Source organism: Selenomonas sp. AB3002 (genome assembly GCF_000702545.1).
Classification (GTDB): Bacteria; Bacillota; Negativicutes; order Selenomonadales; family Selenomonadaceae; genus Selenomonas_B; species Selenomonas_B ruminantium_A.
Window position 1 is genome coordinate 109448 of sequence record NZ_JNIO01000008.1, and the last position, 13150, is coordinate 122597.

The following is a 13150-nucleotide window of genomic DNA, read 5'->3' on the forward strand; positions in this document are numbered from 1 at the left end:
GGATAGACAGGGGAATTTTCTTGTTTACAAGGGGGGCGTTATCTGCTAACATAAGGAAAGATTTTTACTGCAGAACTCCGTGAAACGAACCCGAAGGGGGAAGGTGAGCGGTTAGTTCTGCGTATACACAGGGCACTTAGCGAATGCAAGCCCATAGGGCGCAGTATGAGCTTAGTGCACCACTGTACATCATGTAAAAAGGAAGGGTTGTGTTATGTTTCGACTGACCGAACAAGAGATGAATGAATTGGCAGCGCGTATTCCTACGCCGTTTCTGGTGGCTTCACTGGACCAGGTGGAGGAGAATTATCGCTTTATGCGGAAGCATATGCCCCGGGCGGGCATCTACTATGCCATGAAGGCAAATCCCACACCGGGAATACTGAAGCGGCTGGCTTCTTTGGGCTCCTGCTTCGATGTGGCTTCTGCTGGTGAGATAAGGACGCTTCATGAGCTGGGAGTTGACGGTTCCCGCATGATTTATGCCAATCCTGTGAAAGACCAGCGCGGCCTTTTGGCGGCGGCAGAGTGCAATGTGCGCCGCATGACTTTTGATGATGAGTCTGAGATTGGAAAAATGGCTGCTGCTGTGCCGGGCGCGGATGTCTTGGTCAGGGTCAGTGTGCGTAACAATAAGGCTCTGGTGGATCTCAACACCAAATTCGGTGCTCCTTTGGCTGAGGCGCTGCCTCTGCTGCAGAAGGCCAAGGCAGCGGGGCTTAACCCCATTGGCATCTGCTTCCATGTGGGCAGCCAGTCCCTTTCTACGGCGGCTTATGAAGAGGCTCTGCTGGTGTGCAGGGGGCTCTTTGACGAGGCAAAGAGGATGGGCATGGAGCTGACTGACCTGGATATAGGCGGCGGCTTCCCGGTGCCCTCTGCGGAAGGTCTTTCCGTGGATCTGGCAGCTATGATGGAGGCCATCAACAGGCAGATTGAGCGCCTCTTCCCCGATGTGGCTGTGTGGACGGAGCCAGGCCGCTATATGTGCGGCACGGCGGTGAATCTGGTGGCTTCTGTCATCGGCACCAAGTTCCGGGGGGAGAAGCCTTGGTATATCCTGGATGAAAGCATTTATGGTGCTTTCTCCGGCATTATCTATGACCACTGGACCTATCCTCTTCACTGCTTCGGCAAGGGGAAGAAGCGTCCTTCCTTTTTTGGCGGTCCTAGCTGCGATGGCATTGATGTGCTCTACAGCGATTTTGAGGCGCCTGCTTTGAAGATTGGGGACAAGGTGCTGGTAACGGAAATCGGTGCCTACTCCACAGTGAGCGCCACCCGCTTCAATGGCTTCGAGCTGGCTCCCACCATTATCTGGGAGGAGCAGAAGGAAGCTCAGGCTGCTGAGTACGAGCTGGACAATACAGAGGCTGTGTAAGGCTGAAAGCAGGATATATATGGAAAGAAATATAGAGGAAATAGAGCACATGCTCATGCATGCCCTGACAGAGGACAGTATATCAGAGCGCATTGAGCAGGCTGTTTCCCAGCTGGAAGTTTACGACTTGATGAAGGAACTGCCCTACTTTGACCTCAGCCTGGAGGAATTCCAGGCGGGGATCATAGCTTTGCAGTCAAAAGACGCGGAATAAGAAAAATCCGTCGGGGAGCTTTTCCCTGACGGTTTTTTTCGAGGGCCATTTGGGGCTTGAAGAGCAGTTCAAAAGCCAGCAGGAAAAAGGCCATGGATGTAGAATTATCCAAGCAAGAGTGAGTGTACGAACTTCTGTATATGACGTGATGAGGAGAGCCATCTGTGCAAACGGGAGGTGAAGCGGGCAGGGCGTCCCGCGGTTCAAATGACGATAAAGCAGATTTTCAGGTACAAGGGCAAGCATATCCTTTACAACACTGGAGAAATCCAGCAGGATGAGGAGAAGGAAGAGTCCGTGGAGGCCAAGGAAGACACGGGGCTTACTGAGGAACAGATGGACGTGGTGAAGGGCTCCATGAGCGACAACCGCATATCCGACAGCGTGAAGGATCTAGTGGCACAGGCTTCAGTTGAACCGGAACTTTCCGAGGAACAGATGAATGTGGTGAAGGGGTCTATGAGCGATAACCGCATTTCCGACAGTGTCAGGGATCTGGTGGAGAAAGCTTCTAAGTAAGGGGAGGTTCCTGCAGGGAATTTTGGCAGGGGATGTACTTTATTATATGGGAAGGAACAACTATGATAGATTTACCGCTGAAAAAATTGCGTCCCGGCATGGTGACGGCCCAGAGCATATACAATTCCAGCGGTGCCAGCTACCTTACCAAAGGCACAGAACTTACCGAGCATTATATAGACAAGCTGCGTGACCTGGGAGTCATTGGCCTGCATGTATTGAACTATTCTTCGGAAATAAAGCCAATGCCGCCGGAGGATATCCTTTCGGAAAGGACCAGGGTCATGGCCATACAGCGCGTGTGCGATGTGTTTGCCCAGATTGAGCGGACGGGGACTTTTGAGTTTGAGCCATTGGCCAAAGCTGCTTCTGCCATGGTGGCAGATATCGCCACCCGCAGCGGGAATTTGGTACAGCTGACGGATATACGCGTACACGATGAATATACCTTTGCCCATAGTGTCAATGTAGCCATGCTTTCTGGCATGCTGGGGCGTTTGGCTAATCTGCCGGAGGGGGGAGTGCAGGAGCTGACTATGGGAGGGCTGCTGCATGATCTGGGGAAAATCATCGTGCCCCCGGAAATCCTGAACAAGCGTGGCAGGCTTACGCAGAACGAGTTTGATATCATCAAGCATCACCCGGAGGCCGGTTTCAGCAAGATACGGGCCATGTCATTGCCGGATGCCCCTATACTGGGGATAGTGGCTTTGCAGCATCATGAGCATATGAATGGGAAGGGCTATCCAGGAGGGCGGCAAGGGACGGACATACATCTTTACGGGCGTATTTGCGCTATTGCAGATGTGTACGATGCTCTCACCAGCAGAAGGCCTTACAAGAAGGCATACTCTCCTGCTGTGGCTTACAATATCATGGTGAACTGCTCAGAGGGACAATTTGATAAAAGGCTCTTGAAGCTGTTTTTCAGCAATGTGGCCATCTACCCTGTGGGAACCGTGGTTAAGACTACCAGGGGCTTTGGCATTGTGAAGAAAGTTGAGTTTGGCTTGACGGACAGGCCTACGCTTATGATGTTTGCAGACCAGTATGAGCATATTCTGCCGGAGCCATATGAAGAACATCTTCGTGAGAGTCCGGAACATGAGATAGACTCAGTGGTGGATGATAAGGTGCTCCTGACAAGAATAAGGAACTCTGGTTTTGATCCTGCATCTTTGCTGTAATTGCACGAAAATAAGGGGCACCATACGTTGGCGCCCCTTTTAGAGTGCTTGTTAATGCTTATTTGCCGAAATAACGGTCATAGAGCCCCTTGAAGCCGCAGCCATGGCGGGCTTCGTCCTTGCACATCTCATGAACCGTGTCATGGATGGCATCAAGGTTGAGCTGCTTGGCAAGGGTAGCGAGCTCCTTCTTGCCGGCGCAGGCGCCATGCTCAGCGTCTATGCGCATTTCAAGGTTCTTCTTGGTGCTGTTCGTGAGGACTTCGCCCAAGAGCTCAGCGAACTTGGCAGCATGCTCAGCTTCTTCCCAGGCGTAGCGCTTATAGGCTTCGGCAACCTCAGGATAGCCTTCACGGTCAGCCTGACGGCTCATGGCAAGATACATGCCTACTTCGGAGCATTCACCCGTGAAGTTCATGCGCAGGCCTTCGATGATGCGCTCATCAACACCTTTGGCCACGCCAATGCGGTGCTCATCTGCGAACACCAAATCACCGGTCTGCTCAACGAATTTGTCAGCTGGTGCCTTGCAGATGGGGCACTGAGCCGGAGGGGCATCTCCCTCATGTACGTAACCACAGACGGTGCAGACAAATTTTTTCATTTGGCATCCTCCTAAAAAATACACAGAATGACAACTTGCTCCCATATTTTGTGGCTTATCGCTACGCCACCTATTATATAATAAAGGTCAGAAAATTTCAACATAAAAATAAGCAAAAAGGCATGTATGGGGCGGTTTTGTATAATTTTGTCTATCGACAGAATCTGAAAAAAGGCGCTATGGCTTATCGCCGAAACGCTGATTTGTGTAATTTTGTCTATCGACAAAATCTGAAATATAGCGTTATAATAGAAAATTGAATGGAGACTGATGTAACTGTCTATCAAAATAGGAGAGATAAAAAATTATGTTTACGTGTACAACCAATTCCCCTGAGGAAACTGCTGACCTAGCTGATAAACTGGGACAGAAGATCCGCGAGGGAACCGTGCTGTGCTTGGAAGGTGATTTGGGCGCAGGCAAGACCCTTTTTGTCCAGAGCCTGGCAAAGACTTTGGGCGTGGAGGGGGAAGTCACCAGCCCTACCTTCAATCTGATGAACATATATGAGGGCATCTGCCCAATCTACCATTTCGACCTCTATCGCCTGGAGACGGAAGAGGAACTGGAGGAAATCGGCTTCTATGAATATCTGGAGGAGCCGGAGGGCATCGTGGTCATTGAGTGGCCCGACAAGTTCCCCCAGTCCATGCCGGATGACTATGTGGAAGTGTCCATTGAGCGCATCAGCGAGACTGGCCGCAAGCTCACTTTTTCCTCCATTGGTGAAGAGAACAAGGAATTTTTGAAGGAGTTGGAGACCTTTGTCAATACTGGCCATTGATACAGCCACCCAGGTTTCAAGCGTGGCTGTGGCCTCAGAGGCGCGGCTTTCTGCTGAACTTACCATGCAGGCCCGCCTGACCCATTCTGAGACTTTGCTCCCACATATGGAGCAGGTGCTCAAAATGGCAAATGTGAAAAAAGAAGATTTGGATGGCATCGCCGTGAGCATTGGGCCGGGCTCCTTTACAGGGCTTCGCATCGGTCTGGCGGCAGCCAAGGCTGTCTGCTATGCCCTGAAGCTGCCTCTTATAGGCGTGCCTACCCTGGAAGCTATGGCCTGGCACTATCCTGTGCCGGGGGTGCGCATCGTGACCCTGCTGGATGCCCAGAAAGGCAATGCTTACCGCCAGAGTTTCCGCTTCCATGAGGGACGCATGGAGGCACAGGAAGAAATCACCGTCTCCGGCCTGCTTGAGGTTATCTCTTCTTGCGGGGAGATGAAGGAGCCAGTGGTGCTCCTGGGGGATGTGGTGCCCAAGAAGATTGCGGGCAAGCTGGAACTTCCCGCTAATGTCAGCCTGGCCCCTGCTCATCTGGTCATGCCCCGGGCCGCTTGTGTGGCTATGGTGGGATTGAAGAAGCTGGCTGCAGGTGAAGTGGGCAATGTCATGGATATGGAGCCTGTCTATATTCGCCGCAGCGAGGCGGAGGTTCTGTGGGAGAAGCGTCATCCCGAGGCAGCGGAGGGCGGTGCCAAGTGAAGCTTACTTTCCGCGAAATGGTGCCGGATGATGCGGCAGCTGTTGAAAAGGTGGAGAAGGCCTGCTTTGCCATGCCCTGGTCCAGGGAGTCCTTTTGGCGGGAAGCTGCCAATGAGAACACCCTTTACCTGCTGGCGCTGGATGAGGAGACTCCTGCAGAGGAGCAGGTCATAGGCTATGTGGGGTGCTGGATCTCCTTTGAGGAGGCCCAGATCACCAATGTGGCAGTGTCTCCTGATTACCGGGGGAAGCACGTGGGCACGGAAATGATGGCAGAGCTGATCCAAAGGGTGAAGGAGAAAGGCGTAACTGCCCTTACCCTGGAAGTGCGGCCTTCAAATGATCCTGCGCTGGCCCTTTACAAGAATTTCGGCTTCAAGGAGGCCGGACGTCGTCCCCGCTATTATCAGGACAATGGGGAAGACGCCATCATCATGTGGAATACGAAGATTTGAAATAGGAGCTTTAATGGAACAGAAAGACCAGCAGGAAATCCTGACCCTTGGCATTGAGTCCAGCTGTGACGAGACTTCGGCAGCGGTGCTCAAGGGGGGGCGGGAAATCCTTTCCAATATCATTTCCACCCAGATACCCATTCATCAGAAATTTGGAGGGGTGGTGCCGGAGATTGCTTCCCGGAAACACATTGTGAACATCATGCCTGTTATTGATGAGGCAGTCCGCGAGGCCGGAGTGGAACTTGGCGATATCGACCAGGTGGCAGTGACTTATGGTCCCGGGCTGGTGGGAGCTCTGCTGGTGGGAGTGTCGGCAGGCAAGTCTTTGGCTTATGCCCTGGATGTGCCCCTGATTGGGGTGAACCATCTGGAGGGGCATATCTTTGCCAATTTCCTTTCTGATACTTCCCTTGAGCCGCCTTTTATGGCTCTGGTGGTATCAGGTGGACATACGGCTTTGGTGGATGTGCGGGGCTATAATGAGTTCCGCATGATGGGCCAGACCCGTGATGATGCGGCAGGGGAAGCCTTTGACAAGATTGCCCGGGTCATGGGGCTGCCTTATCCCGGCGGTCCCCGCATAGACGCCCTGGCCAAGGAGGGCAACCCCCTGGCTATTGATTTCCCCCGCGCTCTGGAGGAAAAGGGCAATTACGAGTTCAGCTTCAGCGGTTTGAAATCGGCGGTGCTGAACTACATCAATAGCGAGAAGATGAAGGGGCATGAGCTGAACAAGGCTGATATTGCCGCTTCCTTCCAGCATTCCGTCATCGAGGTGCTGACCCACAAGGCCTTTGAGGCAGTGGCAGAAGCAGGCAGAGATACACTGGTACTGGCAGGTGGCGTGGCCGCTAACAGCGGCCTGGAGGCAAGGCTCAGGGAAGAGGCAGGCAGGCGCGGAGTGAAGTTCTCCTATCCCAGCAAAATCCTCTGCACGGACAACGCCGCCATGATTGCCTGCCGTGGGTACTATCAGGCACAGGCCGGGCTTTACAGCGACCATTATCTGAATGCCGTGCCGGGACTTACCCTGACAGATAAATAAATTTAGTTTGTGAGATGATATGAAGCAGCTTTTTGGTACCAGTAAAGGACAGGGATGAATTTATGCCCCAGGGATTGCCCAGCGTTTTGTTAGTCGAGCCGGAGTACCGCTTGCGTCTCCAGTACAAGAGTATTTTCAAGAAAGCCGGTTTTGAGCTCTCGGGAGAGGCAGGGGAACCTGCCAGAGCCCTTGAGCTTGCTATAGAAAAGAAACCGGGAGCCGTGTTATTTCACCTGGGGACAGAGCCGGAAGGTACAGAAAGCCTGGCAAGGCTGGCGAAGCTGGCTCCCGTCCTGGTATTGGGAAAGGCTGCTCCTGAACTGGCCTTGCTGGGCATTTACGGCTGCCTGCCTGAGGGAGCGGAGGATGAGGAAATCCTCACATCTCTTGCTATAGCTTCTGCCAGATGGCAGGAAGCAAAAAGTCTCCGCCAGGAGGCTGAGGAGCTGCGCGACCTCCTGGCTCTGCGGAAGATTCTGGATCAGGCCAAGGGCATCCTTATGAAGAAGCATCACATGAGCGAGCAGGAGGCACACCGTCGCATCCAGCGTTATGCCATGTACAAGCGGCTGACGGTGAAGTCCGTGGCCGAGGCCATTATCAAAGCCACGGGTGGTAAAGTGTGAGACCTGCACGTTAAGGCGTTCAGGCCACAGGTACAGCAACGCTTCACTTGAAATTTTGCCTGTGGCAAAATTTCACACGTTCCGCTTATGCTGCACCTGTGGCCTTCGCTTACCTTGATATGATTAAACAAAGCATTCGACCCTGATGTTAGGAGGGGGCGGGTGCTTTGTTTTTTTGACTTTTTTAATTTTATTTATTGACTTTTTGATGTTCAAGCGTTATCATAATACCTGTGATTAGCACTCGACGTGAGTGAGTGCTAACAGATTGAATCTTGTATATTTCTATATGGGAGGAAGATAAATATGATTAAGCCATTGGGCGAAAGAGTTGTCATTGAAGTTTCCGAGGGCGATGTCAAGACTGCCAGCGGCATTGTGCTGCCGGACACTGCCAAAGAGAAGCCCCAGAAGGGCAAGGTTGTGGCTGTAGGCGCAGGCAAGCTTCTGGACAATGGCCAGCGCGCTGAGATGGAAGTCAAGGTTGGCGACGACATCCTCTTCTCTAAATATTCCGGGACTGAGGTCAAGGTTGATGACAAGGATTACCTGGTCATCCGCGAGAGCGACATCCTGGCAGTTCTCTAATTGAATCAGAACCTTTTGGAGGTAATATAAATGGCAAAGCAGATTTTGTTTGACGAAGAAGCACGCCGTGCTCTTGGCCGCGGCGTTGACGCACTGGCTAACGCTGTGAAGGTCACCCTTGGGCCCAAGGGCCGCAACGTAGTGTTGGACAAGAAGTTTGGCGCTCCCACCATCACCAATGATGGCGTGACCATTGCCCGTGACATCGAGCTGGAAGATCCCTTTGAGAACATGGGCGCCCAGCTGGTAAAGGAAGTTGCTACCAAGACCAACGATATCGCTGGTGACGGTACCACTACTGCAACCCTGCTGGCACAGGCTATGATTCATGAGGGCATGCGAAACGTGGTTGCCGGTGCCAACCCCATGATCGTGAAGAAGGGCATCGAGAAGGCTGTGAAGGCTCTGGTAGAGGAAATCCAGACCAAGGCTAAGCCCATTGAGAGCAAGGCTGCTACCGCACAGGTTGCTACCATCTCCTCCGCTGATGAGGAAGTTGGCCAGCTGATTGCTGATGCCATGGAGAAAGTGGGCCAGGACGGCGTCATCACCGTTGAGGAGTCCAAGTCCATGGATACCAACCTGAAAGTGGTAGAGGGCATGCAGTTCGACCGTGGCTACATCTCTCCGTACATGGTTACCGATACGGACAAGATGGAAGCTGTCCTGGATGATCCTTACATCCTCATCACCGACCGCAAGATTTCCGCTATCGCTGATATCCTGCCCATCCTGGAGCAGGTTGTGAAGCAGGGCAAGCAGCTCATGGTCATTTCTGAGGACCTTGATGGCGAGGCTCTCGCTACTATCGTGGTGAACAAGCTCCGCGGCACCTTCAAGGCTCTGGCTGTGAAGGCTCCGGGCTTCGGCGACCGCCGCAAGGCTATGCTGGAGGATATCGCTATCCTTACCGGCGGCCAGGTCATCAGCGAGGAGCTGGGCCGCAAGCTGGACAGCGTGACTCTCGAAGACCTCGGTCGTGCCAACCAGGTTCGTTCTACCAAGGACAACACCACCATCGTGGACGGCTATGGCGATAAGGAAGCCATCAAGTCCCGCGTGGAGCAGATCAAGAAGCAGATTGAGGCTACTACTTCCGACTTCGACAAGGAGAAGCTCCAGGAGCGCCTTGCCAAGCTGGCTGGCGGCGTAGCTGTCATCGAGATCGGTGCTGCCACCGAAGTTGAGATGAAGGACAAGAAGTACCGCATCGAGGATGCCCTCAATGCTACCCGTGCTGCCCGTGAGGAAGGCATCGTAGCAGGCGGCGGCACCACCTTCATCGACATCCTCCCGGCTCTCGACAAGATTGAGGCTGAGGGCGATGTGAAGGTAGGTGTGAACATCGTTCGCCGCGCTATCGAGGAGCCTGTCCGCCAGATCGCTGACAACGCAGGCCTCGAGGGTTCCGTGGTAGTTGAGAACGTGAAGAAGGCTGGTGACGGCATCGGCTTCAACGCTGTGGACAACACTTACGTTGACATGATCCAGGCTGGTATCGTAGATCCTGCCAAGGTCACCCGTTCCGCTCTGCAGAACGCTGCTTCCATCGCTGCCATGGTTCTCACCACCGAGACCCTGGTGGCTGATAAGCCCGAGAAGGAGCCCCCGGCTCCGGCTCCCGGCATGGGCGGCGGCATGCCCGGCATGATGTAATAAGGCATAAGAGTACTGTCCGTATAGGAAAGAAAGCACCACTCGTTCTGGTTGAGCGAGTGGTGCTTTTTAATATGCTTTATCAAAGCTCATTTAGCCAATGAAAAATCCCGAAAGCAATTTTGATATCGCTTTCGGGATTTATATATTACCTTCGTGACTGAATACTCAACGCCACGAAACACTCATTTTGGTGCGCTCGGCGGGAGTCGAACCCACGCTTTCAGCTCCGGAGGCTAACGTCCTATCCACTGGACTACGAGCGCAATCAACTCTGTAATAATATCATGTTTTGCTTAATTGTGTCAAGGATTTTGACTGAATTCATCTCCCAAATGGGGATTTGGGGATATCTTATAGCTGTAAATTTCGAACGTCATACGGTTATTTACAGAAACTTCCTTATCATTTCAGCTGCGGTGTTGTCGCCGCCGCGCCTGTCTGAGCAGGAGGCGGAGACGGAGACTTTGTAGCGGTCATCGCCGTAGTAGACAGCCTTGTGATGGCTGCTTATCTTTGAAGAGGAGGTTATGCCCAGGTCGCTGAGTTTTTTCCTGACGGAAGCGTCCATGGTTACGTAGCCTTTGAAAGCAGCCTGCAGTGCTTTGGCACGGGTGTTGGGAGCGCCTTCCACGGGGTTGGCTTTCAGGATGTCGTCCACGACGTCTGCCCGGCGGGTGCCATCTTTGACGATGTTGGCTCTGGCGGCTTTCAGCACATCCATGAGGATTTCTCTGACTTCGTTGGGGTAGAGGTCAGCTTCCTGGCCACGGGAAATCAGTCCGTCGTTGAGGCTTACGGTTTGGCCCCGGGCTCGTTCATCTATTATTTTTTGAAGGCGTTCATTTTCTTCTTTTAGAACTTCGATGTCGATATTTAGCATATCGATGGTGTTGTCATAGTAAGTCATGAGTTCCTGCATGCTCTTTGGTTTCTGTGACTGGTTCATTTTTTCCTCCATATACTCTACATAATATTGTACGATATCTATTATAACCTACTTGTATACTGCTTGAGAATAGAAAGTTTAATGCAATACTGAAATTTCTGTACGCAGGCAGGGATTTTGAGGAATAAGTAGTATATATACACTAGGATTATACAGGGCATTTTTGGGGAGGGTGAGCTATGGAAGATGTGAAGAAACCTATACGGGAAGCTTTGGAGACCTTGAAGGAAATGCAGAGATATGAATCAAGCTATGCGCAAATCAATAAGTTCCACCAAGTGGTAAACCGTTTTGCTCAGCTGGAGCGGGTCTGCGATCTTATGGCGGCAGCCCTGGCCGAAGTGGAGGGGTGCCATAAGGAAGATGTGCTGAAGGAGTATTTTGACAAGGCTGACCTATAAGTCAGGCCCGGGCCCGGGTGCCCCGAGAAAGGATGAAGACTTCATGCAATCTGTATTATCTTTGAGAGCTAAGATTATTGCCATGATGGTAGGGACATCATTGCTGACCATGGTCTGTGTCAGCATCGTGTTCCTGCAGAACATGATGAGTGAGTCTGACCGTCAGGTGGAAAACTACCGCCAGACGCTGACTGCAGATGTGGAATCTTCCCTGAGGAACGAGACTCAATTGGCTATCTCGGTGATTGAAGAAGTCCATAAAAAGCAGCAGAAAGGAGAACTGACAGAGGAGCAGGCCAAGAAAGAAGCGGCTGACAGGGTTAGGGAGCTTCGCTACGATGAAGGCAAGGGGTATTTCTGGATTGACACTTATGAGGGTGTCAATGTGGTGCTTTTGGGGCGTGACACCGAGGGAAAATCCCGTATCAATTCCGTTGATCCTTCCGGACGTTATTTTATCAAGGAAATGATTGAGAATGGCCGCAAGCCTGGGGGCGGCTTCACGGATCTGATGTTTGCCAAGCCTAATGAGACGGAGCCGTTGCCTAAGCGTAACTACACTGCTACGTATGAGCCTTACAAATGGGTGCTGGGAACTGGCGTTTGGATTGATGATATTGATGTCAAAGTGGCGGAGGAGCAGGAAAAGGCAGATTCTGCTTTCTGGTCCAGCCTTATCAAACTGCTTGTTTTTGTACTGGTGATGGAAGCCGTCTTCGTGGCTCTGGCCATCTGGGCAGGCAAGACGATTGTGGCGCCTATTGGCAGGGTTACTGACAGACTTACAGTCCTTGCAACCGGTGATTTCCGTCCGGTCCATAAGGAGGAAGAGGATGCAGCCAGGTCTGATGAAATCGGCGCCATGACCAGGGCCCTGCAGAAACTCCAGGATAATGTTGATGCCATGATCAAACAGGTGGCAGAAGATGCCCAGCAGGTAGCTCAGTCTGCTGCTCACCTGACGGAGAACTCCAGCCAGTCGGCTACCGTCAGCGGTCAGATTGCCGATTCTATCGTCAATGTGGCAGGTTCCTGCAGTGAGCAGTTCACTGAGGTGGAGAATGCAGGCATTCAGACTGAAGAACTGGCTAAGCACATGAATGACTTTGCTGAGACAGTTAAACACGCTGCCGAGGTGGTAGGGGAGACCAAATCACATGCTGATGACGGTGAAAAGAGCGTCAGCACTGCTGTGCAGCAGATGAAGCTCATCGAGCAGACGGTCAGCGAGTCTGGCAAGGTTATTGAAGATTTGGGCCATGAGTCAGACAAAATTGGCGCCATTGTTGATGCTATTTCCCAGATTGCCGAGCAGACCAACCTGCTGGCCCTGAACGCTGCCATCGAGGCTGCCCGTGCTGGTGAGCATGGCCGTGGCTTTGCTGTGGTAGCTGATGAAGTTAGGAAGCTGGCAGAGCAGTCCAGCCAGTCTGCAGGAGAAATTGCTTCTCTCATCACTTCCATCCAGAATAAGTCCAAGCAGGCTGTTACTGTCATGGAGGAGGGGGTACGCCAGGTACAGAGCGGTACCGCAGCTGTAGACGGTGCGGGAGCTACTTTCCATAGCATAGCAGGCATGGTAGACAAGGTGGCTCATGATTCCAGAGAAATGGAACTGGCCATCAGGCGGTTGTCGGAGAATACCAACCTTATTACCAGTGCGATTGAAAAGATCAGCAAGATGAGCCGCAATGTGTCCGGCGAGGCAGAGACTGTATCTGCTGCTACAGAGGAGCAGACTGCCACCATGCATGAGATTGCCGCTGCCAGCCGCAAGCTGACGGAGATGGCAAATTCCATGGAAGAAGCTGTGGCTAAGTTCAAGATTTGACAGCTAAAATGATATAATCAAAAAGTGGCGGCCGCGACCATCGAGTTTCGGCCGCCGTCTTTTTGCAAAAGGCGTGGATTCATAATGGGATATACTTTAGGGTGAATAGGCTGGCAATGCTTAAAAATAATCCTGTAACTTTTTTAAAAAAGTTGTTGACAAACACCTTCGAGACGTGTATCATAATACAAGTCGCTAGCGGGA

The 13150-nt window shown here is 52.2% G+C and carries 15 protein-coding genes and 1 tRNA gene; 13 read left to right on the forward strand and 3 right to left on the reverse strand.

What is annotated here, in order from left to right; translation table 11 throughout:
- Positions 1–214: 214 nt before the first annotated feature.
- The 4 genes from P159_RS0108040 (at position 215) to P159_RS0108055 (ending at position 3301) form a co-directional block, all read left to right on the forward strand.
- A complete protein-coding gene (locus P159_RS0108040; protein WP_029543047.1) occupies positions 215–1381 on the forward strand; it encodes a type III PLP-dependent enzyme in 1167 nt (388 codons plus the stop codon).
- Positions 1382–1400: 19 nt separating this feature from the next.
- Positions 1401–1595, forward strand: a complete 195-nt coding sequence (locus tag P159_RS0108045; protein ID WP_029543049.1) for a hypothetical protein — start codon at positions 1401–1403, stop codon at positions 1593–1595.
- Between the two features lie 207 nt (positions 1596–1802).
- Positions 1803–2114: a hypothetical protein gene (locus P159_RS0108050; protein ID WP_029543051.1), complete on the forward strand. Its 312-nt coding sequence runs from the start codon at positions 1803–1805 to the stop codon at positions 2112–2114.
- A gap of 62 nt (positions 2115–2176) precedes the next feature.
- Positions 2177–3301 (forward strand): HD-GYP domain-containing protein, encoded by a 1125-nt coding sequence (locus P159_RS0108055; protein WP_051650240.1) that lies wholly within the window; start codon positions 2177–2179, stop codon positions 3299–3301.
- Positions 3302–3359: 58 nt separating this feature from the next.
- Here P159_RS0108055 and P159_RS0108060 read toward each other — a convergent pair whose 3' ends face one another.
- Positions 3360–3905 (reverse strand): NADH peroxidase, encoded by a 546-nt coding sequence (locus tag P159_RS0108060; protein WP_029543055.1) that lies wholly within the window; start codon positions 3903–3905, stop codon positions 3360–3362.
- A gap of 307 nt (positions 3906–4212) precedes the next feature.
- Here P159_RS0108060 and tsaE point away from each other — a divergent pair, with 307 nt between their 5' ends.
- The 7 genes from tsaE (at position 4213) to groL (ending at position 9765) form a co-directional block, all read left to right on the forward strand.
- Positions 4213–4689 carry a tRNA (adenosine(37)-N6)-threonylcarbamoyltransferase complex ATPase subunit type 1 TsaE gene (gene tsaE / locus P159_RS0108065; protein ID WP_029543057.1) on the forward strand — a complete coding sequence of 159 codons (477 nt, stop codon included), beginning with the start codon at positions 4213–4215 and terminating at the stop codon, positions 4687–4689.
- Positions 4670–5392, forward strand: coding sequence for a tRNA (adenosine(37)-N6)-threonylcarbamoyltransferase complex dimerization subunit type 1 TsaB (tsaB, locus tag P159_RS0108070; RefSeq protein WP_029543059.1), 723 nt, complete (start codon positions 4670–4672; stop codon positions 5390–5392). The genes tsaE and tsaB overlap by 20 nt, the downstream gene beginning before the upstream one ends.
- Positions 5389–5847 (forward strand): ribosomal protein S18-alanine N-acetyltransferase, encoded by a 459-nt coding sequence (gene rimI, locus P159_RS0108075; protein WP_029543061.1) that lies wholly within the window; start codon positions 5389–5391, stop codon positions 5845–5847. The genes tsaB and rimI overlap by 4 nt, the downstream gene beginning before the upstream one ends.
- A 13-nt stretch (positions 5848–5860) precedes the next feature.
- Positions 5861–6895: a tRNA (adenosine(37)-N6)-threonylcarbamoyltransferase complex transferase subunit TsaD gene (gene tsaD, locus P159_RS0108080; protein ID WP_029543062.1), complete on the forward strand. Its 1035-nt coding sequence runs from the start codon at positions 5861–5863 to the stop codon at positions 6893–6895.
- A gap of 32 nt (positions 6896–6927) precedes the next feature.
- Complete coding sequence (locus tag P159_RS0108085) at positions 6928–7521, forward strand: ANTAR domain-containing protein (RefSeq protein ID WP_051650241.1); 594 nt, start codon at positions 6928–6930, stop codon at positions 7519–7521.
- Between the two features lie 306 nt (positions 7522–7827).
- The gene (groES, locus tag P159_RS0108090; RefSeq protein ID WP_029543066.1) at positions 7828–8109 is read left to right on the forward strand and encodes a co-chaperone GroES; all 282 of its coding nucleotides are present in this window, start codon (positions 7828–7830) and stop codon (positions 8107–8109) included.
- Positions 8110–8139: 30 nt separating this feature from the next.
- A complete protein-coding gene (gene groL / locus P159_RS0108095) occupies positions 8140–9765 on the forward strand; it encodes a chaperonin GroEL (RefSeq protein ID WP_029543067.1) in 1626 nt (541 codons plus the stop codon).
- Positions 9766–9956: 191 nt separating this feature from the next.
- On the opposite strand, the gene P159_RS0108100 is transcribed toward groL, so the two are convergent.
- Together P159_RS0108100 and P159_RS0108105 are read right to left on the reverse strand one after the other, a co-directional pair.
- A tRNA-Arg gene (locus tag P159_RS0108100) sits at positions 9957–10031 on the reverse strand.
- A 122-nt stretch (positions 10032–10153) separates the two neighbouring features.
- The gene (locus tag P159_RS0108105) at positions 10154–10714 is read right to left on the reverse strand and encodes a hypothetical protein (protein WP_029543069.1); all 561 of its coding nucleotides are present in this window, start codon (positions 10712–10714) and stop codon (positions 10154–10156) included.
- A gap of 179 nt (positions 10715–10893) precedes the next feature.
- Here P159_RS0108105 and P159_RS0108110 point away from each other — a divergent pair, with 179 nt between their 5' ends.
- Positions 10894–11115 carry a hypothetical protein gene (locus P159_RS0108110; protein WP_029543071.1) on the forward strand — a complete coding sequence of 74 codons (222 nt, stop codon included), beginning with the start codon at positions 10894–10896 and terminating at the stop codon, positions 11113–11115.
- Positions 11116–11158: 43 nt separating this feature from the next.
- Positions 11159–12946, forward strand: a complete 1788-nt coding sequence (locus P159_RS0108115) for a methyl-accepting chemotaxis protein (RefSeq protein ID WP_029543073.1) — start codon at positions 11159–11161, stop codon at positions 12944–12946.
- The last annotated feature ends 204 nt before the right edge of the window (positions 12947–13150 follow it).

Excerpts from the sequence above, each read along its gene's own strand:
- tsaD (WP_029543062.1), top strand. The coding sequence starts at position 5,861 with ATGGAACAGAAAGACCAGCAGGAAATCCTGACCCTTGGCATTGAGTCC.
- P159_RS0108055 (WP_051650240.1), top strand. The coding sequence starts at position 2,177 with ATGATAGATTTACCGCTGAAAAAATTGCGTCCCGGCATGGTGACGGCC.
- P159_RS0108060 (WP_029543055.1), bottom strand. The coding sequence starts at position 3,905 with ATGAAAAAATTTGTCTGCACCGTCTGTGGTTACGTACATGAGGGAGAT.
- P159_RS0108045 (WP_029543049.1), top strand. The coding sequence starts at position 1,401 with ATGGAAAGAAATATAGAGGAAATAGAGCACATGCTCATGCATGCCCTG.
- P159_RS0108040 (WP_029543047.1), top strand. The coding sequence starts at position 215 with ATGTTTCGACTGACCGAACAAGAGATGAATGAATTGGCAGCGCGTATT.
- P159_RS0108110 (WP_029543071.1), top strand. The coding sequence starts at position 10,894 with ATGGAAGATGTGAAGAAACCTATACGGGAAGCTTTGGAGACCTTGAAG.
- tsaE (WP_029543057.1), top strand. The coding sequence starts at position 4,213 with ATGTTTACGTGTACAACCAATTCCCCTGAGGAAACTGCTGACCTAGCT.
- P159_RS0108115 (WP_029543073.1), top strand. The coding sequence starts at position 11,159 with ATGCAATCTGTATTATCTTTGAGAGCTAAGATTATTGCCATGATGGTA.
- P159_RS0108105 (WP_029543069.1), bottom strand. The coding sequence starts at position 10,714 with ATGAACCAGTCACAGAAACCAAAGAGCATGCAGGAACTCATGACTTAC.
- groES (WP_029543066.1), top strand. The coding sequence starts at position 7,828 with ATGATTAAGCCATTGGGCGAAAGAGTTGTCATTGAAGTTTCCGAGGGC.
- groL (WP_029543067.1), top strand. The coding sequence starts at position 8,140 with ATGGCAAAGCAGATTTTGTTTGACGAAGAAGCACGCCGTGCTCTTGGC.
- P159_RS0108050 (WP_029543051.1), top strand. The coding sequence starts at position 1,803 with ATGACGATAAAGCAGATTTTCAGGTACAAGGGCAAGCATATCCTTTAC.